This window comes from Bacillus sp. z14 (2026), from assembly GCF_058313575.1.
This window is the reverse complement of sequence record NZ_JBZFQK010000001.1, coordinates 1,158,837-1,182,465: the sequence shown is the minus strand read 5'-3', so window position 1 is coordinate 1,182,465 and position 23,629 is coordinate 1,158,837. Positions and strand designations below refer to the sequence as shown.

Genomic DNA, 23,629 nt, shown 5'->3' with positions numbered 1-23,629 from the left:
CTTCATAAACCAGAATAATTCCGCATAAATTTTCTTAAATCAATAGCAATCTGCCCAATCAATCATAGTATATATGGACATATGCGTAGGGAGGGATTATGCGTGAAAATACACATCGTCCAAAAGGGCGACACATTATGGAAGATTGCTAAGAAATATGGAGTGAATTTTGAAACATTAAAGAAAATGAATTCACAGCTCAGCAATCCGGATATGCTGATGCCTGGCATGAAAATTAAAATACCCGATAATACGTCTCCATCTGTAAAAAAAGGAGGCAATACAAAGATTAATTTTGGAACCGTAAAGGAAGTTCCTATTTCAGGTGGGAGTTCAAATGTGAAGGAAAGTATAAAAGCAGAGACCGAGACAGTTCCGAGTAAACCGAAAGAGATGCCGATTGTGTCACCACCACCAGCAGTGAAGGAGATGCCAATACAACCGATGGATATTAAAAAAGAAAAGCCTGTTAAAGAAATGCCTAAAATGCCGTATGTCGCCCCACAGGCCATTGTAAAACCTGTTGTACCAGAAATTGATATCAACAACTATTATTTAATGAATATGGCCAAAATGGAAATGCAAACACCTCCTCCTATGCCTATTATTAAGGAGGTACCTAAAGTTAAAGAGAAGCCAGTCATAAAAGAAAAGCCAATCATAAAAGAAAAGCCGAAGAAAATGGAAAAACCAATGCCGAAGCCACAGCCCATGCCAATGCCGAAACCGCAGCCAATGCCGCAGTATATGCCGGAATATTGTCCGCCTATGATTCCATATTATGATCCATGCTGCCCGCCAGTTATGATGCATCCATGCATGGCCTATCCAACGCCTTATTTTAATCAGTCATATATGACTGGACCGTCTTATCACCAACCGTCTTTCCACCAGCCTTACTGGGGTCATGGAGACGGAATGGAAGACAGTTCAAGCTTTCACTATGGGCACCACGAATCAAGCCATAAGATGGGAGGCCACCATGGGGATTATTATCCGCAGCAGCAAGGGTATCATCAAGGCGGAACGATGTCCCCGTATGGCCAATTCCCTGTACAGGGAACACAAGGCTACTATCAACATCCAGGATTTGGGCATCATGGATATGAATCTTCCCATTATGGGATGGAATCGTCAAGCCATATGATGGATCATCATTATCAACAGCAACAGCAACAACAGCAATATATTCCGTTTGATGGGTATATACCGAAAGGCTGCGGCTGTTCTGATACAGGAGCACAGGGGTCTTTTTATCAGCCAATGAATCAATATGACCAACAAGGTATGAGTCATTCAATGGGCAAGTATGGCCAACAAGGTATGAGTCAGCCAATGGGTCAGTATGACCAGCAAGGTATGAGTCAATCGATGGGTCAGTATGACCAGCAAGGTATGAGTCAATCGATGGGTCAGTGTGACCAGCAAGGTATGAGTCATTCAATGGGCCAGTATGACCAACAAGGTATGAGTCAGCCAATGGGTCAGTATGACCAACAAGGTATGAGTCAGCCAATGGGTCAGTATGACCAACAAGGTATGAGTCAGCCAATGGGTCAGTATGACCAACAAGGTATGAGTCATTCAATGGGCCAGTATGACCAACAAGGAATGGGTCAACAAATGGGTCAGTATGAACAGCAAGGCATGAGTCACCCTATGTATCAGCATGCTGCTCAACAACCGTTTTTTCAGGATTCCCAATTTCATCAAAGGTATGGGGGTCAGCAGTTTGAAACAGGATCTCCTTCCTACAATCCCGATGGCCAGCATGTGATACCGCATATCGAGCCGGCAGCATTTGATATGCCAAGGACACAGGAAGAAAGCAGTGAGCAAGAAGGTCAATCATGATGAGGGAGCAGGAGGGAGGCAGTCTAAAAGACTGCCTCCTTGCTTATTTAAGTCAACAAAATATCGTAGTTTATGAGATGAAAGCTATCAAACCAAGATTGATTAAGGTTAGTACAAATAAGGGTATATTTATCGCCAAACAATTTGTAAATCAAAAAAGATTACTCATGCAACTCGAATTTTTAAAAAAGCTGCGAAAAGCAGGGTTCAATGGAGCTTATGTGTTTTCCGATGAAATTAAACCGTTTGAATGCAAAGGTAAATCAATCGGTTTTATAGAATATTTAACGAAGCATCCAAGAAGCTTTACGTATGAAAATTATTCGGAGCGATTAGAAGGTTTGACATTGTTAAATAAGATGCATGAGGCCTCTGCTACGATCATCAATGATTTGACAGTGGAAAAACACACTTTTTCACAAGTGTCAAAATGGAGAGAACGATTAGGAGAATTTACATCTAATAGGAATATGCTCAACAGAGTTATTCCCGACTCGATGCTGACCGAGTATTTAAGAATGGGAGAATGGGCATTGGATAAGCTGGGTTCATACGAGCTTGAGGAAGTGGATGAAGATCCTGTTATCATTCACGGCGACCTGGCACATCACAATTTTTTTAGAAAAGATGATGGTGAGCTTCTCCTTATTGATTTTGATTTGATGGCTGAAGCACCGCCTATGATAGATTATTTACAGTATGCCAACAGATTGCTAATTTTTAATAATTGCTCATTGAAAGAGATTCTTACTTTTCCTCAGTTTAAAAAATATCGGGATAATCCTTTCTTTTTGATTGGGCTTAGTTTTCCAACAGATATTTATAGAGAATGGAATCGCATCTGCCGTGATCAATTATGGAGTTCCAACCGTCGTCTCGACTCCCTTTGGGATATTACCGTGGAAGATTTACCAAAGAGAATCTATTTTTTTAGAGAATTGAAGTCGAAGATAGGGCTTTTGTAAAAATTAATCGTGCAAAAATGTAAGGAATAGTGAAATAACCAATAGATAATTGAAAGATGAGCGTCGTGGATGTTCATCTTTTTTGTCATGAGCTTGGAAAGAAGCGATATCTGTCTGAAGGCTAAGGATACTTACTAATGAATATGAGCAGAAAAGACCGCAGTAATCAGCTGAAATTAGTATAATAAACCAAATGATTAGAATAGATAGAGGAGAACGAATCAATATGAATATACTTTCGGTCGCTGATATACACGGTAACAGAAACATCTATAAACATATCATAGAAGTCATAAGAGAAAAAGATGTTGATCTGTTAATTCTCCCGGGTGACTTATATCCAAAACCATTTAGTGTCACTTTTGAGATGTTTAAAGCAATCCAGGAGGAATCTGCTCAAGAAATCTCGAGTCTTTTTAAACATTTGGATATTCCAATATATTATGTGTTAGGAAACGATGACTGGGTAGACTCGGAAATAAAGAGCGGCATAAATTTACACGGTAAAGTCGTTGAGCATATGGGTATTCACTTTACGGGCTTTGAATATATCAAGGAAACACCTTTTTTCACAAATCGAGAGCTTTCTGAGGATCAACTGAAAATAGCATTTCGTAAGCAAATAAACACCTTACAACTAAAAAGTAAAGAACCGTTGGTTATCGTGGCTCATACTCCGCTATTCGAGAAACAGGACAGAATAACAGGAGGGGAGCGAGTGGGAAGCCAGTCGTTACGCATGGAGATAGAGAACCTGAACCCCCTCATTTATTTAGGTGGTCATATTCATGAAGATTTTGGAGCGGACAAATTAGGTGACACCTATGTATTTAATTGCGCTTGCTCTCATGAAATAGATTTGTTAAGAGGTTATGTAATTAGAATAAAAGAAGGTCAAGTAACTTACGAAGATGTCATTCGGTAACATATAAACAAAGAGCGGACCGCTCTCTAGAAAACAATAGTCACAAAGATTTTGCTGCAGGACGTGGCGTTCTTAGTCCTTGGTCCTTAGTGCAGTCGTCTCAGCTTTTCGTGAGATCCAGCTTCGGCTCCTAGGCCCTCGAGTCATAAGTATAACCACTTCGGGGAAGGGACGTCCCCTGCGTGCCTCTTACTTATGCTTGTCGCTCCTGAACAGTCGCCTCAGCTTTTCGTATTAATTTCAATTTTTTGGGGATACTGGTGGAGAGTTGATTTACATCTTAGTGAGGTGGGTTAGATGAATGGACGGTACTTTTTCCTGGTGGCTTGTTTGTTTTGTTTAATAGTCATTCCAGGTATGAATGATCACGTAGGTGTTGCGGTTAGAAACGATGCCGGTCAGGATAGTCCGGTCCTTGGAATTGCTCCAATCCAGCGAACAGTCATTCTTCAGCGAGTATATTTGGATGGAGAGATGAGTGAAGAAAAAATCGAGGAAACGATTATTTCCATGGATGATTTTTGGAGAAAATATGATAAGTGGCTATTGGTGGACCAAAACGATCAGCAGCTTGTATTCCAAACGTATGTTGATGATATTTCTCCCTTATTAAAGGGAAATGGGTATTTTGGGATTAAATCTGATGGAACGATTACTATTTTTAACGGCAAGCCTGCCAGGGATCAAATCATTCAATCTTTCTATCAAATTGATTTAAAGAAGCTGGAATCCACTGAAAAATCTGAATTGCAGAATGGTGTTAGAATCGTAAATAAAGAAAGATATCTTAAGTTCTTGGAAGTTTATAAATCTTATTCAACACCGACGTCTAAAACGCTTCAATAATTTATAAAAGAGCTGATCGTTTGCCTGCGACAGCTCTTTTGGCTGTTTTCTTAAAAATCAAAAAATCAAACATTTGTGCTGGTAGTGTATAATGGTTAAATGTAGTATGGTACAATGGTTTACAGTCGAATTAGAGGAGAGGTAAACGTTGTACGATTTTATAAAAGGTCGGATAGACTATGTCTGTCCTGAATATATAGTAGTCGAGAATAACGGGATTGGTTATTTAATTCATGCGCCAAATCCATTTGTATTTTCCGGAACGAACGAGGAAAAGAAAATATACGTACATCACTATGTACGTGAAGACTTACAGGCACTGTACGGTTTTAGTTCAAGAGAAGAAAAGAAACTGTTTATAAAATTATTAAATGTCACAGGTATCGGGCCAAAAGGTGCGCTTGCTGTACTCGCGAGTGGAAGAGTCGATCAGGTTGTGGAAGCCATTGAATCTGAGGATGAGAAGTTTCTTGTTAAATTTCCGGGCATTGGAAAGAAAACCGCAAGACAAATGATCCTTGACCTAAAAGGGAAGCTTGAAGATGTTTCTCCAGATGCATTCCCTGATTTATTCCAAACAGCAGATGGAAAAGAATTGAGCTACTCCACCAAGAATATTGCATTGGAAGAAGCATTGCTTGCTTTGCAGGCACTTGGTTACTCCGAGAAAGAAGTTAAGAAATTGGTGCCGAAGCTTGAAAAAGAGGAGAAAACAACGGAAGAATATATAAAAGGTGCATTACAGCTTATGTTGAAATAGGAGGTGGACAACTTGGAAGAGCGAATCATGGACCTGCATGCACAAAATCAGGATGAGACGTTTGAATATAGTCTGAGACCCCATTCACTTGAACAATATATTGGGCAGGATAAAGTAAAAGAGAATTTACGTGTATTTATTGAAGCAGCCAAAATGAGAGAAGAGGCGCTTGACCATGTGCTGCTGTATGGCCCACCGGGACTTGGTAAAACGACATTGGCCACAATCATTGCGAATGAAATGGGAGTGGAAATTCGGACTACATCTGGACCTGCTATTGAACGCCCTGGCGATTTAGCTGCTATCTTAAGTTCTCTTCAGCCTGGTGAGGTTTTATTTATTGATGAAATCCATCGACTGCCAAAATCTGTTGAGGAGGTATTGTATCCAGCGATGGAGGATTTTTGCCTCGATATCGTAATCGGTAAAGGACCGGGAGCGCGTTCTGTTCGATTGGATTTGCCTCCTTTCACCCTTGTGGGAGCCACAACAAGAGCAGGTGCTTTATCAGCACCATTACGTGACCGTTTCGGTGTCATATCCAGGTTGGAGTATTATACTGAGTCACAGCTGCGGGAAATTGTGACACGTACAGCCCAGGTACTGGATACGGCTATTGAGGAATCAGCGGCGAGCGAAATTGCCCGCAGGTCCAGGGGCACGCCAAGGATTGCAAATAGATTGCTTAGAAGAGTGCGTGACTTTGCACAGGTACGTGGCGACGGAGATATTCAGTTTGGTTTAGCTGATTATGCTTTGGAATTAATGCAGGTTGATAAGGTTGGACTTGACCAGATTGATAGAAAGTTATTGCTTGGAATTATAGAGAAGTTTAAAGGCGGACCTGTAGGGCTGGATACGATTGCAGCTACAATTGGGGAAGAATCCGGAACGATAGAGGATGTGTATGAGCCCTATTTGATGCAGATTGGATTTATGCAGCGTACCCCTCGCGGCCGGATTGTGACTGAACATGTGTATCGCCATTTCAATTTGGAAGTGCCAAATTCATGAATCATTTACCAAAAACGATTATGATGATAGGTGTGGCCATTTTTGTGGTTGGTTTTTTAATGCAATTCATTAAAATTGGACGGCTTCCGGGTGATATTTTATTAAAAAAAGGAAATACTACATTTTATTTTCCTATTATGACGTCTATTATTGTCAGTATCTTATTATCAGTATTTTTTTATATCATCAGCCGTTTTAAATGAATTAAATGTTGTCGTCATAGATAGAGATGTAAATTCCGCCATTTGAGTGTGCTGCATGATTACTAGTTAAAGAAATGGAAGTGTCACCATGAAAGTAGATTTATTTGATTTTCATCTGCCTGAGGAATTAATTGCGCAAACTCCGCTTGAAAAACGCGAAGAAAGCAGATTGATGGTCCTTGATAAAGAGACAGGTGATGTGAATCATACGCAATTTAAGCATATTAAAGAATTCTTGAAACCTGGAGATTGCCTCGTTCTAAACGATACAAAGGTATTGCCGGCCAGGTTGCACGGCGAGAAGAAGGATACAGGTGCTCATATAGAGCTTCTTCTTTTGAAGCAAATTAAAGGGGACGTATGGGAAACGCTTGCCAAACCAGCGAAACGTATTCGCGTTGGAACAGAGGTTGTGTTTGGTGACGGCCAGCTTACAGCTGTTTGTGTAAAAGAGATGGAGCATGGCGGCAGGGAATTTGAATTTAAATATGACGGAATCTTTTATGAAGTATTAGAGGAACTTGGCGAAATGCCTTTGCCTCCGTATATTAAAGAGCGGTTATCGGACAAAGACCGCTATCAAACTGTATATGCACGGGAAGAAGGTTCAGCAGCTGCCCCTACAGCCGGACTGCATTTTACGGAAGAACTGCTTGCAGAGATTAAAGAAATGGGTGTACATTTAGCTTTTATCACGCTTCATGTTGGACTTGGAACCTTCCGACCTGTCTCATCCGATACAATTGAAGGGCATGATATGCATTCTGAGTTTTATCAAATGAATGCTGAAACAGCTCAGCTATTAAATCGGGTTAGAGCAGAGGGTGGTAATATATTCTCGGTGGGAACTACCTCCACACGTACTCTTGAAACGATTGCCCGCGATCACAATGGAAGCTTTGCTGAGGCAAGTGGATGGACTAATATTTTTATCTATCCTGGATTTGAATTTAAAGCTATTGATGGAATGATTACGAATTTCCATCTTCCTAAGTCCACGTTGATTATGTTGATTAGCGCTCTTGCTGGGCGTGAACATGTATTAAATGCATATAATACTGCCGTTCGTGAAAAATATAGATTTTTCAGCTTTGGCGACGCAATGTTTATTAAGTAAGATTTTTGAGAGGAGTATCACGATTGACAGCAATCCGTTATGAATTAATTAAAACATGTAAACAGACAGGAGCCCGACTGGGACGGGTTCATACACCTCATGGAACTTTTGAAACACCCGCGTTTATGCCTGTAGGAACTTTGGCTACAGTTAAAACGATGTCACCAGAAGAATTGAAACAAATGGGTGCCAATATTATATTAGGCAATACGTATCATTTGTGGCTGCGACCAGGTACAGAGGTCATTAAGGCTGCAGGTGGGTTACACAAATTTATGAACTGGGATCGTGCAATTTTAACTGATTCCGGCGGTTTCCAGGTTTTCAGTCTGAGTCAATTCAGAAAAATTGAAGAAGAGGGCGTGCATTTCCGTAACCATTTAAACGGTGATAAATTATTTTTATCTCCTGAAAAGGCTATGGAAATCCAAAATATTTTAGGATCTGACATTATGATGGCATTTGATGAATGCCCTCCATATCCAGCAACACATGAATATATGAAAAAATCCGTTGAGAGAACATCCAGATGGGCAGAGCGCTGTCTGAATGCGCATGAAAGACCAAATGATCAAGGGCTATTTGGAATCGTACAGGGTGGAGAATATGAAGATCTTCGCCGCCAAAGTGCCAGCGATTTAGTATCTTTGGATTTTCCGGGATATGCTATTGGCGGATTAAGTGTAGGGGAGCCGAAGGATGTCATGAATCGTGCTCTTGAATTCACTACTCCGTTATTGCCGTCCAATAAACCACGTTATTTAATGGGTGTTGGTTCTCCGGACTCCCTAATTGATGGAGCAATCCGTGGAGTTGATATGTTTGACTGCGTATTGCCAACGAGAATTGCCCGTAACGGTACACTGATGACTTCTGAAGGAAGACTAGTCGTTAAGAATGCCAAATATTCTATGGATTTTGGTCCATTGGATCCGAATTGTGACTGTCATGTTTGTAAAACATATTCAAGAGCGTATATTCGCCACCTTATTAGATGTGACGAAACATTCGGAATTCGCTTAACCTCTTATCATAATCTATATTTTCTGCTAAACTTAATGGAGCAAGTTCGACAAGCCATCAGGGAAGACCGGCTTGGAGACTTTAGGGAAGAATTTTTTGAGAATTATGGGTTCAATAAACCAAATGCAAAAAACTTCTAACCATTCTTACTAATGTAATGAAAGGAGTGAAAATAATATGGTATTATCCCAATTTTTGCTACCGATTTTGCTGTTGGTGTTTTTCTACTTTATCTTAATCCGTCCTCAGCAAAAGAGACAAAAAGCAACTGAACAAATGCAAGCTGCCTTACAAAGAGGAGATAAAGTCGTGACGATCGGCGGTCTTCACGGAACTGTTGATTCTATTAATGAAGGTACAGTAATTATCAAGAGTCCAGACGGTTCTCGTCTAACATTTGATAGAAGATCTGTTTCTCAAGTAGTTGAGAAAAAAGAAAGTCCAGTAACAACAACGAAAGAAGATTAATATGAAAAAACCTAGCCGAATGGCTAGGTTTTTTTAGTTTCGTGATCCGCCGTTCATATTTACCCCCAGTACTCCACCCATCATAGCCGTGATAATAAAACAGCCATTATAGATTAGCTGCGTGGATGTAAATACGGTCTCAAGCCCCAGATATTGATAGAGGAAAACAATTAAAGTATAGATTAGGCCTGTACTGCCTCCGAGCAGCCATCCTTGTTTTTTCCCCTTTCCACCGGATATAAATCCCCCAATAAACAAAGTTAAAAAAGAGAGAGCCATGATGATATACGTTAGAGAAGATTCAGAAATGCTGGTGAATCTAAGTAGCAAAGAAAATAATAAGCTGAACAAAGCAGCCATAATAAAGATGGTTACAACTCCGTACAAAATGGCAGAACCTATGTTTTTTGTTTCGATTATGGTCAACCTCCTTATCTTCTATTGGATCTCTATAAATAATTTATTCTGTTTATTTTTATTTAGAATGTATTTTTGTACAACCAGTCAATCAAATGACTATTTTTTTCTATTTAACAGCAAACTAACAGATGTATTTGATTGGGGGGAATATAGGTTGCTTGAATATTTGGAAATTATAGGGCGTACTAGCCTTTTATATGTTATTATTTTGTTGGTTTTTCGGATCATGGGGAAACGGGAAATAGGAGAGCTAAGTCTTCTAGATTTAGTCGTTTTTATGATGATGGCGGATATAGCTGTTATAGCTATTGAAAATCCTGATGATAGTATGTGGAAAGCGATTTTGCCGATAGCAGTCATATCCATTATTCAAATTATACTTGCCTTTATATCACTTAAAGTGCCATTCATCCGCAAACTGATTGATGGAAAGCCATCTATTATTATACATAATGGAAAAATTGACAAAAATGCAATGAGAATGCTGCGTTATAATTTTGATGATTTGCTTATACAGTTACGCGATGAAGAAGTAGAAAAAATGAGTGATGTTGAATTTGCCATTTTTGAGCCTTCCGGGAAATTATCGATTTACAAGAAAAAATCAATTAAAAAAAATAAACAGCCAGGTCCAATCTTTGCTCTCATTCAAGATGGAGTGATACAAAAGCAAAATCTTAGAGAGATTGGAAAATCAGAGAGCTGGCTAATTCAGGAATTAGCTAAAAAAGGTTATACAGACGTAAAACAAATTCTGTTTTGCAGTTTAGAAGATGACGACCTATATATTAATAACAGTGAGTAGTTCATTGTTATGGAAATAATGCAATCTTGGATAATAGAGGGCCAATAATAGGAACTCTCCTGATTTCCTTTTTTCGTATTAAGCCTGTCAATAAACAACCGATTGCGAAAACAATTACGATAACGGCTATCGAAATAATCAAACGCTGAATCATAGGGATTCCGATTAACCATTGTTCATAGAGCATGTGTCCGATTAATCCGGAGATGGACATGACGACAAGAGCCATGATGTATTCATGCAAGTAAATGGTTAAGTGGATTTTCTTCATAACAGTAGCGAAATGTAAAAGAGTAACAAGCACAGTAGATACACAGATGGCAATAGCAGCTCCCATAATCCCGATATTCGGCTGTGTTACGAGTGTGAGGATTAAGATGATTTTTGTTATTGATCCAATTAGACTGTTAAACATAGCCGCTCTGGCCATATTAAGAGCCTGCAACGTAGCCTGAAGAGGACCTTGAAAAAAGAAGAGCAGAAAAAAGGGTGCCATAAATCGTACATATATGCTGGCATGGTCATTATGATACATGACCTGCATGACTGGTTCAGCAAGTACATATAGAGTGACCACGGCTAGGGAGCCACTTAAAAAAGCAAATCGGAGCGACTGCTGCAGCCGGTGAATCACTTGTTTGATATTTCCTTTATAATAGGCTTCACTGACAGCAGGGACTAATGATGTACCCAGTGAATGGGTGATAAAGGAAGGAAGCATAAGTAATGGTACGGCATACCCTGCCAGTTCACCATATTGTGCAGTAGCGACGCCAGTCGCAACCCCTGCTGCCAAAAGACTCCTTGCCACAACAATCGGTTCAAAAAACCAAGTAATAGATCCGATCATCCTGCTTCCTGTAGTAGGAATGGCAATGGATAAAAGCTCCTTTAATGTATCTTTACCAGATGAAACATAGTTGAAAAATTGTTTTCTCATTCTGAAACTCTTTTTAAATTTAAACATCAACATTAAATATAGCAAAGAGGCAATTTCTCCAATGACTGAGGCTACCATGGCACCGGCAGCTGCATATTCAATTCCATAGGGCAAAAAGGCTTTCGTCAATGCGGCTATCATTGAAATACGTACAATTTGTTCAATAATATTTGAAATCGCATAGGGCTTCATATTTTGTTTCCCTTGAAAGTATCCGCGCAAGACAGCTGAAACAGCAGTTATTGGTACAATTGGTGCAATCGCCAATAAAGGCAGTAAAGTTCTGGAGTCTGTGAATACATGAGTTGATAAGTATGGAGCAAACATAAATAGTAATGGGGTGAAAATTAGAGAAAGACTTCCGGTCACACATAAGGACACAACCAGTATTTTCTTTGTTTTATGATGATCCCCTTTTGCTGCTGCCTCTGCCACAAATTTTGAGATTGCAATGGGCATTCCAAGCTGAACGATTGCAATCACTAGATATAATGATGGCAATGCCATCATATATAGACCGACGCCCTCTTCACCGATAAAGCGGGCAATCACAATTCGATTAATAAATCCTAAGATCTTCGTAATGAATCCTGCAATCAATAAGATAACAGTTCCCCTTATAAACTTGGACATTCAATTCCCCTCCTTCTCAAACAAGCAGCAATCATATACAATTATCTATATGCATGCAAATGGACTAACCATGACAAGCTTCACAGAAAAAGTGAATATCTATGAAAAATGAGGGTTGGAGGACGATTAAATTGGACAGACAGCATCCGTATGAGAAATTTCGTTCAGAAATGTTACCAGCTTTAAAAAGTAAACAAGAAGAATTTCAATTGTTAGGTTATCCGGAGGTTCAGGGAAACGATATATGGATGTATTTAACGAATAAAAAATGGAAGAAACCTAATCCTGAAATAAGGGCATATGAAATTTTTCAAGATATTATGAGTGTCAAAGTGGCACATTATATGAATTATGCGACAATAGAGGCATTAAAAGAAGGTGAGGCTATGAAGAAAAATATGGCTTCAGGGCTTGAAGAATTCAAAGATTTATTTTCATGATTTTATAGAAATATAAGCGGTATATATCCATGCATTAATTTCCAATTCATATGAAATCAAATTGACACTTTGTATTCTATCTTTCATAATAAGAACGGTAAAATCAAATTTTAAAAGATTGAAACAACTGGAATAAAACATAGGAACCGAGTAAATCGGATAATCACGTTTTATTAAAGTAGCGTCCTTCCATGCTGCTTCAATCGGGATATTATGATTAGGGGGCTATTTACATAATGGTTAAGAGAAGTAGAATCCTGGCTTTCTTCCTTATTGTAATCGTATTAGGAGTTACCTTTGTTGGTACAACATCTAATATCATGCAAAACATTAAGCTGGGCCTTGATTTACAGGGCGGGTTTGAAGTTCTTTATAAAGTGGAGCCAGCAAAAGATGGACAAAAAATTGATGAAAAAGCAATGGCGGCTACTGCCAGCGCATTGGACCGAAGAATTAATGTTCTCGGTGTCAGTGAACCGAGCATTCAAGTTGAAGGCAATAATCGGATCCGTGTACAGCTAGCAGGCGTAGATGATCAGGAGAAAGCAAGGGAACTTCTATCAACGCAAGCCAATCTAACTTTCCGTGATGTGAACGATAAAGTAAGAATGGATGGCGGGGATTTAAAAGAAGGAGGAGCCAGCCAATCTTTTGATAGCCAAACCAATCAACCTATTGTACAGGTCCAATTAAAAGATGCAGATAAATTTGGACAAGTTACAAGGGATATTTTAGCCATGGCGCCAGAGAATCAACTAGCTATTTGGCTGGATTTTGAAGAAGGAAAAGATTCCTATAAAGAAGAAATCACAAAAGAAGATCCTAAATTTATTTCAGCACCAAACGTGAATCAAGTGATCAATTCAGATACAGCCGTTATTTCAGGTGACTTTACTGTAGAAGAGGCTAAAGACCTCGCTGAAATTTTAAATGCAGGTGCCCTGCCGGTTAAACTGAATGAGATCTATTCAACATCTGTAGGTGCTAAATTCGGTGAAGAAGCATTAAATAAAACGCTATTAGCTGGAATTGTTGGGATCCTGGCTATCTTTATCTTTATGGTTGCTTATTACCGATTCCCAGGCGCGATTGCAGTTGTCTCATTGTCTGCCTATATTTATTTAATCATTCTCGTATTTGATTGGATGAATGCTGTTCTTACATTGCCAGGTATAGCAGCCCTCATACTTGGGGTGGGGATGGCGGTCGATGCGAACATTATTACAAATGAACGGATCCGGGACGAAATTCGTAAAGGACGTTCCATTAAGGCAGCCTATAAAGAGGGGAATAAGCACTCCTTGTCTACAATAATGGATGCCAATATTACCACTTTACTTGCAGCAGCTGTTCTGTTTTATTTTGGAACCAGTTCAGTCAAAGGCTTTGCGACCAGTTTGATTGTCAGTATATTAGTCAGCTTTATAACGGCTGTGTATGGTACAAGATTGATTATGTCCTTATGGGTGAACAGTAACTTCCTTAACAATCGCCCAGGCTGGTTTGGGGTTAAGAAAAGCGACATTCATGATTTAAACGAATTTAAAAAGGATAAATATTTACCTACGAAGTTTGATAAATGGGATTTCATTAAGCCTGCAAAGAAATTCTTTATCTTTTCTATTATATTAACCATAATTGGAGTAGGATCCTTATTTGTAAATGGTTTAAATACAGGTATCGATTTTTCCAGTGGGTCTAGAATTCAAATCAATGCTGATAAAGAACTATCAGTAGATGAAATCCAAAAAGATCTTACTGAAAACGAAATTGATTCGCAAGATATCGTTATGGCAGGTGAGGGTAACAAGTCGGCTGTTGTGCGGACGAAAGATGTCTTTTCAAAAGATGAAATTGCAGAGCTAAACAATTACTTTGATTCCAAGTATGGGCATAATCCGAATATAAGTACGGTATCCCCGACAATAGGTAAGGAGTTAGCCAAAAATGCGCTGATTGCGGTAGCGATTGCTTCAATTGGTATTGTTATTTATGCGACCCTACGCTTTGAGTGGAGAATGGCTCTACCTTCTATATTGGCGCTCCTGCACGATGCGTTTATGATAATAACCATATTTAGTATTTTTAGAATCGAAGTGGATTTAACCTTTATAGCCGCTGTATTAACCATCATTGGGTATTCGATCAATGATACAATCGTTACGTTTGACCGTATTCGTGAGAATATGCAAATGAAAAAACGCATTAAGACTCAGGAAGAAATTAATGAGATTATCAATATCAGTGTTCGCCAAACAATGGTCAGGTCTATCAATACTGTTCTAACTGTGTTAGTTACTGTGTTGGCGATGATGTTCCTTGGAAGCGAATCAATCTTTAATTTTAACCTTGCTCTATTAATCGGTTTGGTAACTGGTATGTATTCTTCTATTCTGCTTGCAGCCCCTATTTATGGAATCCTAAAAGGCAAAGAGCTGAAGAAGAAAGGTGTTATCAAAACATATAAAGAAAAGCGCGTAAACAACGATCAACCACAAGTTTAATGATGTTTCATACAAAACAGCCCGGTTCTTTTTCTTGAGAAGCGGGCTGTTTTTATGGTAGCTTACACCAGTTCACAAAAAGACTTTATGTGTTATAACTGATTATTTTGTGTGCTTTTTTTGCTGTGTATGCAAGATCTAGTAAAGGTAAACAATAGACTAACAAACATGGAGTACGTTTTTTCTTTGTAAGATAAGGGGATTAAGACTATATACATGATTTATTAAAATTTTTCATAATACTTTATAAAGGAGTAGGAATATGAAAAAACTTCAGTGGTACGTGATTCTTGGGATAGTATTTGCTCTTATCGTTGCTATTTTTGCTGTTGTTAATGTGGATAAGGTGGATGTTAATTATGTATTTGGAACGGCTCATTGGCCCTTGATTTTGGTTATTTTAGGATCTGTTGCCATGGGTGGAATCATTGTTGGTTCTGTAATGGCAGTCCGTATTATCTCTCTGACTAAGCAGATAAAAGAACTAACAAATGAACGGATCGCTTATAATGAATTGGCTGACAATGATCTTAACACTCACCCAAAATCATAAATATTTAGAATCACTCATTGAACCTTTGATAGATATTTTTTATAATAGATAGGTCAGGGGTGACAATATGTTACAATCAAAAACACGTTGGCTTTTAAAAAAAGCTGATGAAACCATTATAAATCTATTCATGCAAGAACTTGAACAGCCTCGTATTGTGGCTACATTATTGGTCAACAGAGGAATAAAGACCGTAGAAGAAGCGCGGTCTTTTTTGTATGCAGCCCAGCAGGATTTCTATGATCCGTTTTTACTATCAGGTATGGAAGAAGCTGTGAGACGGATTGTGAAAGCTGTAAAAAACAACGAAAAGATTACTATATTCGGAGACTATGATGCCGATGGGGTCAGCAGTACGACCATCTTAATGCTCACGCTTAAAATAATGGGAGCAGAACATGTGTCATGGTATATTCCAAATCGCTTTACAGAAGGCTATGGCCCAAATGAAGAGGCTTTTCGATTCATAAAAGAACAGGGAACTACGTTACTTATCACAGTAGACTGTGGCATTTCGGCCATTCATGAGGCTCAAGTGGCGAAAGAATTGGGAATGGATTATATTGTGACGGACCATCATGAACCGGGTCCTGAGTTACCGCAGGCATTAGCTATCCTTCATCCCAAAAAGCCGGGTGAAACTTATCCGTTTTCAGAGTTGGCAGGTGCAGGTGTGGCAATGAAATTGGCCCATGCTTTACTTGGTGAGTTGCCTGATGAGTTGATTGGCATTGCTGCAATTGGAACAGTAGCTGACTTGGTTCCTCTTCATGATGAAAATAGATTAATTACGATTAAAGGGATTCAGGCATTAAAGAAATCAACGAGACCGGGAATCCTTGCCCTTTGTCAAAAAGCAGGTATTCAGCGCGATTCCTTAAATGAGGATTCCATTGGATTTGGATTGGCACCGAGAATAAATGCTGTAGGAAGATTGGAATCGGCAGATCCAGCTGTAGAGCTTTTACTTACAGAAAGTCAGGAAGAAGCTGATTCGATAGCCGACGAAATAGATTTATTGAATAAAGAGCGGCAATCAATCGTAAAAGAAATGACCCAGGAAGCGATTGAGGAAGTGGAGAATAACTATCCACCTGAAACCAATCCGGTCCTAATTATTGCCCGTGAAGGATGGAATACTGGTGTAGTAGGGATTGTAGCCAGTAAGCTTGTAGAAAAGTATTATCGTCCGACGATCGTATTAAGTATTGATCGTGAGAAAGGAACAGCAAAGGGATCTGCACGCAGTATTCCAGGATTTGATCTTTTTCAAAACTTATCTTTAAACAGAGAACTGCTGCCTCATTTTGGGGGCCATCCTATGGCTGCTGGTATGACATTGAAAATAGAAGATGTTGAGGAATTGAGACAACGATTGATCAATCAGGCTAATGAAATTCTAACAGAAGAAGATTTCCAGCCTGTTACTGAGATAGATAGCTTAGTTGCGATTGATGAAATTTCATTAACGCTTATTCAGCAAATGTCCCAGCTTGCACCGTACGGGATGCAAAACCCAAAACCGAGGATTTTGATTGAGGATGCCTCAATAACAACTTCCAGGAAAATTGGGGCAGATAAAACTCATCTTAAACTTCAGCTCGAACAAAATGACGCTGGGTTAGATAGCATTGGGTTTGGATTAGGAGAGTTCCTTGATCATTTATCTCCGCAGGCCAAGGTATCTGTAATTGGGGAATTGGCGATAAATGAATGGAATAATATAAAAAAGCCCCAATTGTTTTTACAGGATCTTTCTGTACCAGGGTGGCAGTTATTTGATTGTCGCAGCGATAAGGGGAAAATACATGTTCAGACAGTGCCGTCTCCACGCAAAATCATCTTATTTCAGGAAGAGAGTAGGGTGTGGCTGACGGAATTTACTAAAGAGAATGATCAAATTATCCATATTACCTCTTTAGAAGCAGCTCAACAGGAAACTTTAGACGGCTATCATGTAGTTTTAGCAGATTTACCTTCACAAAAAGATATATTTGAAGCACTTTTTATTGGAAAATTGCCTAAAAGAGTGTATGTTTACTTTCGTACCACTCAAAATGATTATTTCTCAGCGTTTCCAACAAGAGACCAATTTAAATGGTATTATGCCTTGTTGGCAAAAAAAGGACCTATTTCATATAAAGAACTGCGTTCCATGCTGAATATTCATAAAGGCTGGTCAAAAGAAAATATTGATTTTATGACAAAGGTGTTTTTTGAGCTCGAGTTTGTTACAATAAATAACGGACTCATTGATTTGGTAAGGACCAGTATGAAACGGGATCTCCAAGAATCTAAAACCTATCAAGAAAGACAAGCAAGAATGGCGTTGGAACAAGAGCTTCTATACGCTTCATTCAATCAGCTTTATGAATACCTTGGCAAGTTGATTCGATCCCACATGGAAAACAAGGAGGAAACTGAGCAATGGATTTAAAACAATATATAGCGATCGTAGAAGATTGGCCTAAGCCAGGGATTAAATTTAAAGATATTACCCCACTTATGGATAACGGGAAGGCATATAAATATGCAACAGATCAAATTGTAAAGTTTGCTAAAGAGAAAGAAATTGATATTATTGTAGGACCGGAAGCACGTGGATTCATTATCGGCTGCCCTGTAGCTTATGCAATGGAAGTTGGCTTTGCGCCAGTGCGTAAAGAAGGCAAGCTGCCTAGAGAAACCTTTAAAGTTGAATACGGTTTGGAATACGGTAAAGATGTGTTAACCATTCATAAAGATGCAATCAAACCAGGTCAGAGAGTATTGATTACTGATGACCTATTGGCTACAGGCGGAACAATGGAAGCGACTATTAAATTGGTTGAAGAGCTTGGCGGAGTTGTAGCAGGATTAGCTTTTTTAGTTGAGTTAACGTACCTTGAGGGCAGGAAAAAACTTGCCGGCTATGATATACTCACATTAATGGAATATTAAGCATATAGTAATGGCGTTCTAATTATTAGAGCGCTTTTTATATTATCAAATTGCGAATAATAGCGAAACAACAGATTAAATCTTGTTCGTTACTTTACAAGAAAACTTTTTTTGATGATAATAGAAACAATCCTCTTTTTAACGATTAACCTATATGGTTTAACATAGATAACGATAAGCAAAAAACGTGGAAATACGGAGTAAAAGGTGATTTCATGGCAAATGAGCAAATTTATACCGCTGAGCAGGTCTTTGATAAAGCAAGAAACTATATGAATGATAAAGATGTGGCATTCTTAGAAAAAGCGTATGAATTCGCCAAAGAAGCTCACAAGGAGCAATATCGTAAATCCGGTGAGCCGTATATTATCCATCCAATTCAAGTTGCTGCCATCCTGGCGGGCTTAGAGATGGATACATTTACAGTAGCGGGCGGATTTTTGCATGACGTTGTAGAAGATACTTCCGTAACACTGGAAGACATTAAGGAAACCTTTAACGAAGAAGTAGCCCTTTTGGTTGACGGTGTAACAAAGCTGGGAAAAATTAAATATAAGTCAAAGGAAGAGCAGCAAGCTGAGAATCACCGTAAAATGTTTATCGCAATGGCTAAGGATATTCGTGTAATCATGATTAAATTAGCTGACAGGCTGCATAATATGCGTACTCTGAAGCATTTACCTGTTGAAAAACAGCGTAGGATTGCGAATGAAACGCTCGAAATATTTGCACCGCTTGCGCATAGACTCGGTATTTCAACGATTAAATGGGAACTTGAAGATACAGCTCTCCGCTATTTAAATCCTCAGCAATATTATCGAATTGTAAATTTGATGAAAAAGAAGAGGGCGGAGCGAGAAGAGTATCTATCAGATGTCACCGACCGAATGAAGGAAAAGCTGAAGGAAGTTTCTATTCAGGCTGATATATTTGGACGACCAAAGCATATATACAGTATCTATCGGAAAATGGCTCTTCAAAATAAACAGTTTGAAGAGATTTATGATTTAACGGCAGTCCGTATTATTGTAAATAGTATTAAAGATTGCTATGCAGTTCTTGGTATCATTCATACATGCTGGAAGCCAATGCCTGGTCGTTTCAAGGATTATATAGCTATGCCGAAAGCAAATATGTATCAATCTCTTCATACGACCATTATTGGTCCAAAGGGTGAACCTTTGGAAGTACAGATTCGTACGACAGAAATGCACCGAACAGCTGAATTCGGGATTGCGGCACACTGGGCTTATAAAGAAGGCAAAGATCTAACATCGACACAACGAATGGATAAAAAGCTGGATTGGTTCAGAGAGATTGTTGAATTCCAGGATGCCTCTACCAATGCAGAGGAATTTATGGAATCTCTCAAACTGGATTTATTTGCGGATATGGTATTTGTTTTTTCACCAAAAGGTGATGTGTATGAGCTGCCAAAAGGATCTGTACCGATTGATTTTGCCTACCGCGTCCACTCAGAAATCGGCAATAAAACGATTGGCGCTAAAGTAAACGGCAAAATGGTTACGCTTGATTATGTGCTGAAAACCGGCGATATTATTGAAATATTAACATCTAAACATTCCTATGGCCCAAGTCAGGATTGGCTGAAGCTGGCAAAAACTTCACAAGCGCGAAATAAAATACGACAATTCTTTAAAAAGCAACGCAGAGAAGAAAATATAGAAAAAGGCAAAGAATTAGTTGATAAAGAAGTCAAGGCAATGGAATATGATGTGAAAGAAGTTTGTACTACTGAGAACCTGAGGAAAGTCGCTGAAAAATTCAATTTTGCCAATGAAGATGATATGTATGCAGCAGTGGGCTACAACGGAATAACAGCTGCTCAAATTGCGACAAGGTTAACAGATAAGCTTCGTAAAAAGAGAGAAAAAGATCAGGAAGTAAGCTTGCTTGATGCAGTCTCTGAGTTGCGTATGATTCCGAAAACGAAGAAGAAGGATTCCGGGGTCCGTGTAAAAGGGATTGACAATATGTTAATCAGATTATCACGCTGCTGTAATCCTGTTCCTGGTGATGAAATAGTTGGGTACATTACAAAAGGACGCGGTGTTTCGGTCCATCGGGCAGACTGTGTCAATGTATTGGATGAAGAAAGTAAAGAACGGATTATCCCGGTAGAATGGGAAAGCAGTCAGAGCGTTCGAAAAGAATACAATGTTGATATCGAAATAAATGGATTTGACCGGAACGGCTTGTTAAATGAAGTGCTTCAAGCTGTTAGTGAAACGAAGACCAATATCACGGCTGTATCAGGTCGTACAGACAGGAACAAAAGTGCGACAATTACCATGTCTATATCAATTTATAATGTAAGTCATTTGCATAAAGTAGTTGAACGGATTAAGCAAATTTCCGATATTTATTCTGTCAGAAGAATTATGAGTTAGGGGTAAAAAAATGAAAGTGGTATTGCAACGTTCAAAGGCAGCATCAGTGCGTGTCGATGGTGAAACAATCGGCGCCATTACCTCCGGGTTTGTGTTATTAGTTGGAATTACTCATGAGGATACGGAAGAGGATTGCCGTTACCTTGCTGATAAAATCGTTCATCTGCGCATATTTGAAGACGAGAATATGAAGATGAACCATTCCTTGCTTGATGTGGGCGGTGAAATTTTATCGATTTCCCAATTTACCTTATATGGTGATTGCCGCAAGGGAAGGCGCCCAAACTTTATGGCAGCAGCCAAGCCCGATGAAGCTGAAAAATTGTATGATATGTTTAATGAAATGCTGAGAGAAAAAGGGTTGAAAGTGGAAACAGGCAGATTCGGGGCGATGATGGATGTCGAGCTCATTAACGACGGACCTGTGACGCTTATTCTCGAAAGCAAAAACTAAAAGTTAAGCAGCGCAGTAGCTTTCTTTAAAACCGTACACCTCCATATATCTGAGTTATTTCAGACATATGGAGGTGTTTTTTTTTTGTAAATCAATAATTAGTGATCTAGCTGAATTTATATTTCAGGATTGAAATCAGCTAAACTGAGCGATTTAGCCGATACAGAGAAAAACAGGCCGAACTGAGCGATAATCCAGCCGATTCTACCAATAATCCAGCCAAACACACCAATAATTCAACCAGCCAATACCTCTAAGTAATTTACATTCTCCACCCAAAGAATTATCCATAAAAACTCCCTTTATGCTATCAATTAAAAGCATAAAGGGAGGATCCAAGTTATTAAGAATAAATCTGTTGATCTTTACAACGTGTTTCATAAATCATAGCTTTTCGGGACGCTAAATTTCTAAATCAGAAAAGTAGGCAGCTAATCCATTTGCAAGACCATCTGTGATGGTCTCCTGATAGTATTCTGTTTGGATAAGAGCTTCCTCAGCAGGATTATTTATATAGCCTAATTCCAATAAAACAGCCGGTCGAAGATTTTCTCGTAAAACGTGCAGGTTGTCCTGCTTTACTCCCTGGTCATTTAACGGTGTCTCGTTTTGCAATAAATATTTTTGAATAGTTAAGGCTAGTTGCTTTTGATAGGAATGATAATAATATGTTTTAATACCACTTTTATCTCCATTCTGATTACTATCATAATGGAAACTGATAAAGGCATCGGCTCTATTCATATTTGCAAGATTGGCCCTTGCATGTAACGCTACATACCGATCGCTGGAACGAGTCATGACCACGTTCGCTCCGGCTGTTCGTAACTTCTCGTATGCCAGTTTAACGGTCTGAAGCGTTAGACTTTTTTCTAAAGTGCCAGCTGGTCCGGATGCTCCGCCGTCAGTGCCTCCATGTCCGGCATCAAGGATAATCGTTTTCCCCATTAATGACTCATTCCTTTGAAGACTTGAATTCCGTTCACTCTCTGATTTTGTATACCAACTTGGGATCCATCCTTCTTTTTTAGATGGAAGTTCAATTTTAAGCATGTTTCTAATTTTTTTGAGAACGGTATATTCCTCATCTTTTTTTATTGTTCCAATGATTGAAGCATCTGGCTTATCTGATGCTTGTACATTTAGTACGGAAGCTGTTATACGGATTTTCTTTAAGGATTTTTGTAATTGATGTTGATGTATGTAGTTGCTGTGGATCCAGCCTATATGGTCCTCATAGGTGAAAGAAATCCAGCTATCTTGTTTCTCTATTATGTGAATTACTGTTCCGATAGGAAGATTGCCGAGTACCTTAAACTCTGTGCCTGGGCCTTTTCGAACACGTAGACCGTCTGCAGTAACAATACCGGAATCGGAGGTAAGATCCGCTTCTTTATAGCCTGTAACGAGCCAGCTGGCTACCCATCCTGTTTTTTTGTCACTGAGCTTTATTTTAATCCAATCTTCATCTATTTCCAGGACATCATAAACACTCCCCGCCTGGATTTCATCGATGATGGATGCCTTTATATTTGCCTCCTCCCGGACATAAATAGATGGCTCATTAACCACAATTTTATCGATCGTTGCATGTGCGGTTGGTATAGAATTTTTCATCGGCGCAAGCAGTAGGGTTACACATAGAAAAACCAAAATTTTTTTTAGCAAGATAATAATCGCTCCTTCTTTAAAAATCAGGGCCAGGCGTTTGTTAAAGAAAAAATATTTTTTATGAAAGATACTTTACACAGTCGGGAATACTGATTAAGACAATCTGTAGTTTAAATAAATAAGGGGTGTTCATGATATGAGATACAGTGAAAAGGGATTAATCACACAAAATGCCGGTAAACAAATATTCGGAGTGGATTTTCATGATTTTTTGGTTAAAGAACAGAATAATTCCATGGTGGAGCTTGCTTCGGAATTTGGCCTGTCCGTCAGAGATGTGAAACAACTAAAAAAGAAACTTGGACGTTCTTAAGGGTTGACAACTAGGAAGTTACTTCGTAATATTAATTAAATAAAAATACATATTATATTCCAATGATGGTGAAGAGTAATATAGATCACACATGATCAGAGAAGAAGTGTCTTAGGCTGCAAACACTTCTGCATGTGCCCATATGAACGAACACACCGTAGGTTTCGCCCTGAAAAAACGTTAGTTTCTAGTAGGGGATGAACGTTAAACAGGCGTTAACTGTAAAAGTGGGAGCTTTTTATGCTCCAACTAGGGTGGCACCGCGGGTAACAACTCCCGTCCCTTGCATATGCATGGGACTGGGAGTTGTTTTTATTTTACCTAAAATTACCAAGCCATGCCAATTGGAAATGGTTATAGATTGCATTTT

General features: G+C 39.0%; 22 protein-coding genes and 1 other annotated feature. Of the genes, 19 read left to right on the top strand and 3 right to left on the bottom strand.

Going from position 1 to position 23,629, the window contains the following annotated elements; all coding sequences use genetic code 11:
• The first annotated feature begins 102 nt into the window (after positions 1–102).
• The 10 genes from safA to yajC all read left to right on the top strand — a co-directional run bounded on the left by safA (position 103) and on the right by yajC (position 9,175).
• A complete protein-coding gene (safA, locus tag AC4G3O_RS05640) occupies positions 103–1,854 on the top strand; it encodes a SafA/ExsA family spore coat assembly protein (protein WP_491135910.1) in 1,752 nt (583 codons plus the stop codon).
• Positions 1,851–2,819: a phosphotransferase gene (locus AC4G3O_RS05635; protein ID WP_066105494.1), complete on the top strand. Its 969-nt coding sequence runs from the start codon at positions 1,851–1,853 to the stop codon at positions 2,817–2,819. The genes safA and AC4G3O_RS05635 overlap by 4 nt, the downstream gene beginning before the upstream one ends.
• 226 nt (positions 2,820–3,045) lie before the next feature.
• Positions 3,046–3,744 carry a metallophosphoesterase family protein gene (locus AC4G3O_RS05630; RefSeq protein WP_491135909.1) on the top strand — a complete coding sequence of 233 codons (699 nt, stop codon included), beginning with the start codon at positions 3,046–3,048 and terminating at the stop codon, positions 3,742–3,744.
• A 297-nt stretch (positions 3,745–4,041) separates the two neighbouring features.
• Positions 4,042–4,590, top strand: coding sequence for an intercompartmental signaling factor BofC (locus tag AC4G3O_RS05625; protein ID WP_066105486.1), 549 nt, complete (start codon positions 4,042–4,044; stop codon positions 4,588–4,590).
• 148 nt (positions 4,591–4,738) lie between these two features.
• The gene (ruvA, locus tag AC4G3O_RS05620) at positions 4,739–5,350 is read left to right on the top strand and encodes a Holliday junction branch migration protein RuvA (RefSeq protein ID WP_066105483.1); all 612 of its coding nucleotides are present in this window, start codon (positions 4,739–4,741) and stop codon (positions 5,348–5,350) included.
• 27 nt (positions 5,351–5,377) lie between these two features.
• On the top strand, positions 5,378–6,364 hold the full coding sequence (gene ruvB, locus AC4G3O_RS05615; RefSeq protein WP_373925499.1) for a Holliday junction branch migration DNA helicase RuvB: 987 nt from the start codon (positions 5,378–5,380) through the stop codon (positions 6,362–6,364).
• Positions 6,361–6,567 (top strand): DUF2905 domain-containing protein, encoded by a 207-nt coding sequence (locus AC4G3O_RS05610; protein WP_066105478.1) that lies wholly within the window; start codon positions 6,361–6,363, stop codon positions 6,565–6,567. The genes ruvB and AC4G3O_RS05610 overlap by 4 nt, the downstream gene beginning before the upstream one ends.
• 88 nt (positions 6,568–6,655) lie before the next feature.
• Positions 6,656–7,684, top strand: coding sequence for a tRNA preQ1(34) S-adenosylmethionine ribosyltransferase-isomerase QueA (queA, locus tag AC4G3O_RS05605; RefSeq protein ID WP_066105476.1), 1,029 nt, complete (start codon positions 6,656–6,658; stop codon positions 7,682–7,684).
• A gap of 23 nt (positions 7,685–7,707) precedes the next feature.
• A complete protein-coding gene (gene tgt / locus AC4G3O_RS05600) occupies positions 7,708–8,847 on the top strand; it encodes a tRNA guanosine(34) transglycosylase Tgt (RefSeq protein ID WP_139892612.1) in 1,140 nt (379 codons plus the stop codon).
• 37 nt (positions 8,848–8,884) lie between these two features.
• Complete coding sequence (yajC, locus tag AC4G3O_RS05595; RefSeq protein WP_066105468.1) at positions 8,885–9,175, top strand: preprotein translocase subunit YajC; 291 nt, start codon at positions 8,885–8,887, stop codon at positions 9,173–9,175.
• A gap of 33 nt (positions 9,176–9,208) precedes the next feature.
• Here the strand turns inward: yajC and AC4G3O_RS05590 are convergent, their stop codons facing one another.
• Positions 9,209–9,601, bottom strand: coding sequence for a TIGR04086 family membrane protein (locus AC4G3O_RS05590; RefSeq protein ID WP_306821561.1), 393 nt, complete (start codon positions 9,599–9,601; stop codon positions 9,209–9,211).
• Positions 9,602–9,749: 148 nt separating this feature from the next.
• Between AC4G3O_RS05590 and AC4G3O_RS05585 the strand changes: the two genes are divergently transcribed.
• Positions 9,750–10,400 (top strand): DUF421 domain-containing protein, encoded by a 651-nt coding sequence (locus tag AC4G3O_RS05585; RefSeq protein ID WP_066105465.1) that lies wholly within the window; start codon positions 9,750–9,752, stop codon positions 10,398–10,400.
• Between the two features lie 7 nt (positions 10,401–10,407).
• On the opposite strand, the gene spoVB is transcribed toward AC4G3O_RS05585, so the two are convergent.
• On the bottom strand, positions 10,408–11,973 hold the full coding sequence (gene spoVB / locus AC4G3O_RS05580) for a stage V sporulation protein B (RefSeq protein ID WP_066105462.1): 1,566 nt from the start codon (positions 11,971–11,973) through the stop codon (positions 10,408–10,410).
• Positions 11,974–12,104: 131 nt separating this feature from the next.
• Here spoVB and AC4G3O_RS05575 point away from each other — a divergent pair, with 131 nt between their 5' ends.
• From AC4G3O_RS05575 to dtd, 7 genes are all read left to right on the top strand, one after another.
• Positions 12,105–12,413, top strand: coding sequence for a post-transcriptional regulator (locus AC4G3O_RS05575; protein WP_139063839.1), 309 nt, complete (start codon positions 12,105–12,107; stop codon positions 12,411–12,413).
• Positions 12,414–12,649: 236 nt separating this feature from the next.
• Entirely contained in the window at positions 12,650–14,917 is a 2,268-nt protein-coding gene (secDF, locus tag AC4G3O_RS05570) for a protein translocase subunit SecDF (RefSeq protein ID WP_066105457.1), read from the top strand.
• A 262-nt stretch (positions 14,918–15,179) separates the two neighbouring features.
• On the top strand, positions 15,180–15,470 hold the full coding sequence (locus tag AC4G3O_RS05565) for a LapA family protein (RefSeq protein ID WP_066105454.1): 291 nt from the start codon (positions 15,180–15,182) through the stop codon (positions 15,468–15,470).
• Positions 15,471–15,537: 67 nt separating this feature from the next.
• Entirely contained in the window at positions 15,538–17,907 is a 2,370-nt protein-coding gene (gene recJ / locus AC4G3O_RS05560; protein WP_490551091.1) for a single-stranded-DNA-specific exonuclease RecJ, read from the top strand.
• Complete coding sequence (locus AC4G3O_RS05555) at positions 17,898–18,410, top strand: adenine phosphoribosyltransferase (RefSeq protein ID WP_066105448.1); 513 nt, start codon at positions 17,898–17,900, stop codon at positions 18,408–18,410. The genes recJ and AC4G3O_RS05555 overlap by 10 nt, the downstream gene beginning before the upstream one ends.
• Before the next feature lie 215 nt (positions 18,411–18,625).
• Positions 18,626–20,821, top strand: coding sequence for a RelA/SpoT family protein (locus AC4G3O_RS05550; RefSeq protein WP_066105445.1), 2,196 nt, complete (start codon positions 18,626–18,628; stop codon positions 20,819–20,821).
• Positions 20,822–20,831: 10 nt separating this feature from the next.
• On the top strand, positions 20,832–21,275 hold the full coding sequence (gene dtd, locus AC4G3O_RS05545) for a D-aminoacyl-tRNA deacylase (RefSeq protein ID WP_066105443.1): 444 nt from the start codon (positions 20,832–20,834) through the stop codon (positions 21,273–21,275).
• Between the two features lie 402 nt (positions 21,276–21,677).
• On the opposite strand, the gene AC4G3O_RS05540 is transcribed toward dtd, so the two are convergent.
• The gene (locus tag AC4G3O_RS05540) at positions 21,678–22,943 is read right to left on the bottom strand and encodes an N-acetylmuramoyl-L-alanine amidase family protein (RefSeq protein WP_491135908.1); all 1,266 of its coding nucleotides are present in this window, start codon (positions 22,941–22,943) and stop codon (positions 21,678–21,680) included.
• 139 nt (positions 22,944–23,082) lie between these two features.
• Here AC4G3O_RS05540 and AC4G3O_RS05535 point away from each other — a divergent pair, with 139 nt between their 5' ends.
• Positions 23,083–23,259, top strand: coding sequence for a hypothetical protein (locus tag AC4G3O_RS05535; protein WP_175354278.1), 177 nt, complete (start codon positions 23,083–23,085; stop codon positions 23,257–23,259).
• A gap of 53 nt (positions 23,260–23,312) precedes the next feature.
• Positions 23,313–23,546 (top strand) — a binding site (T-box leader).
• Positions 23,547–23,629 lie beyond the last annotated feature (83 nt).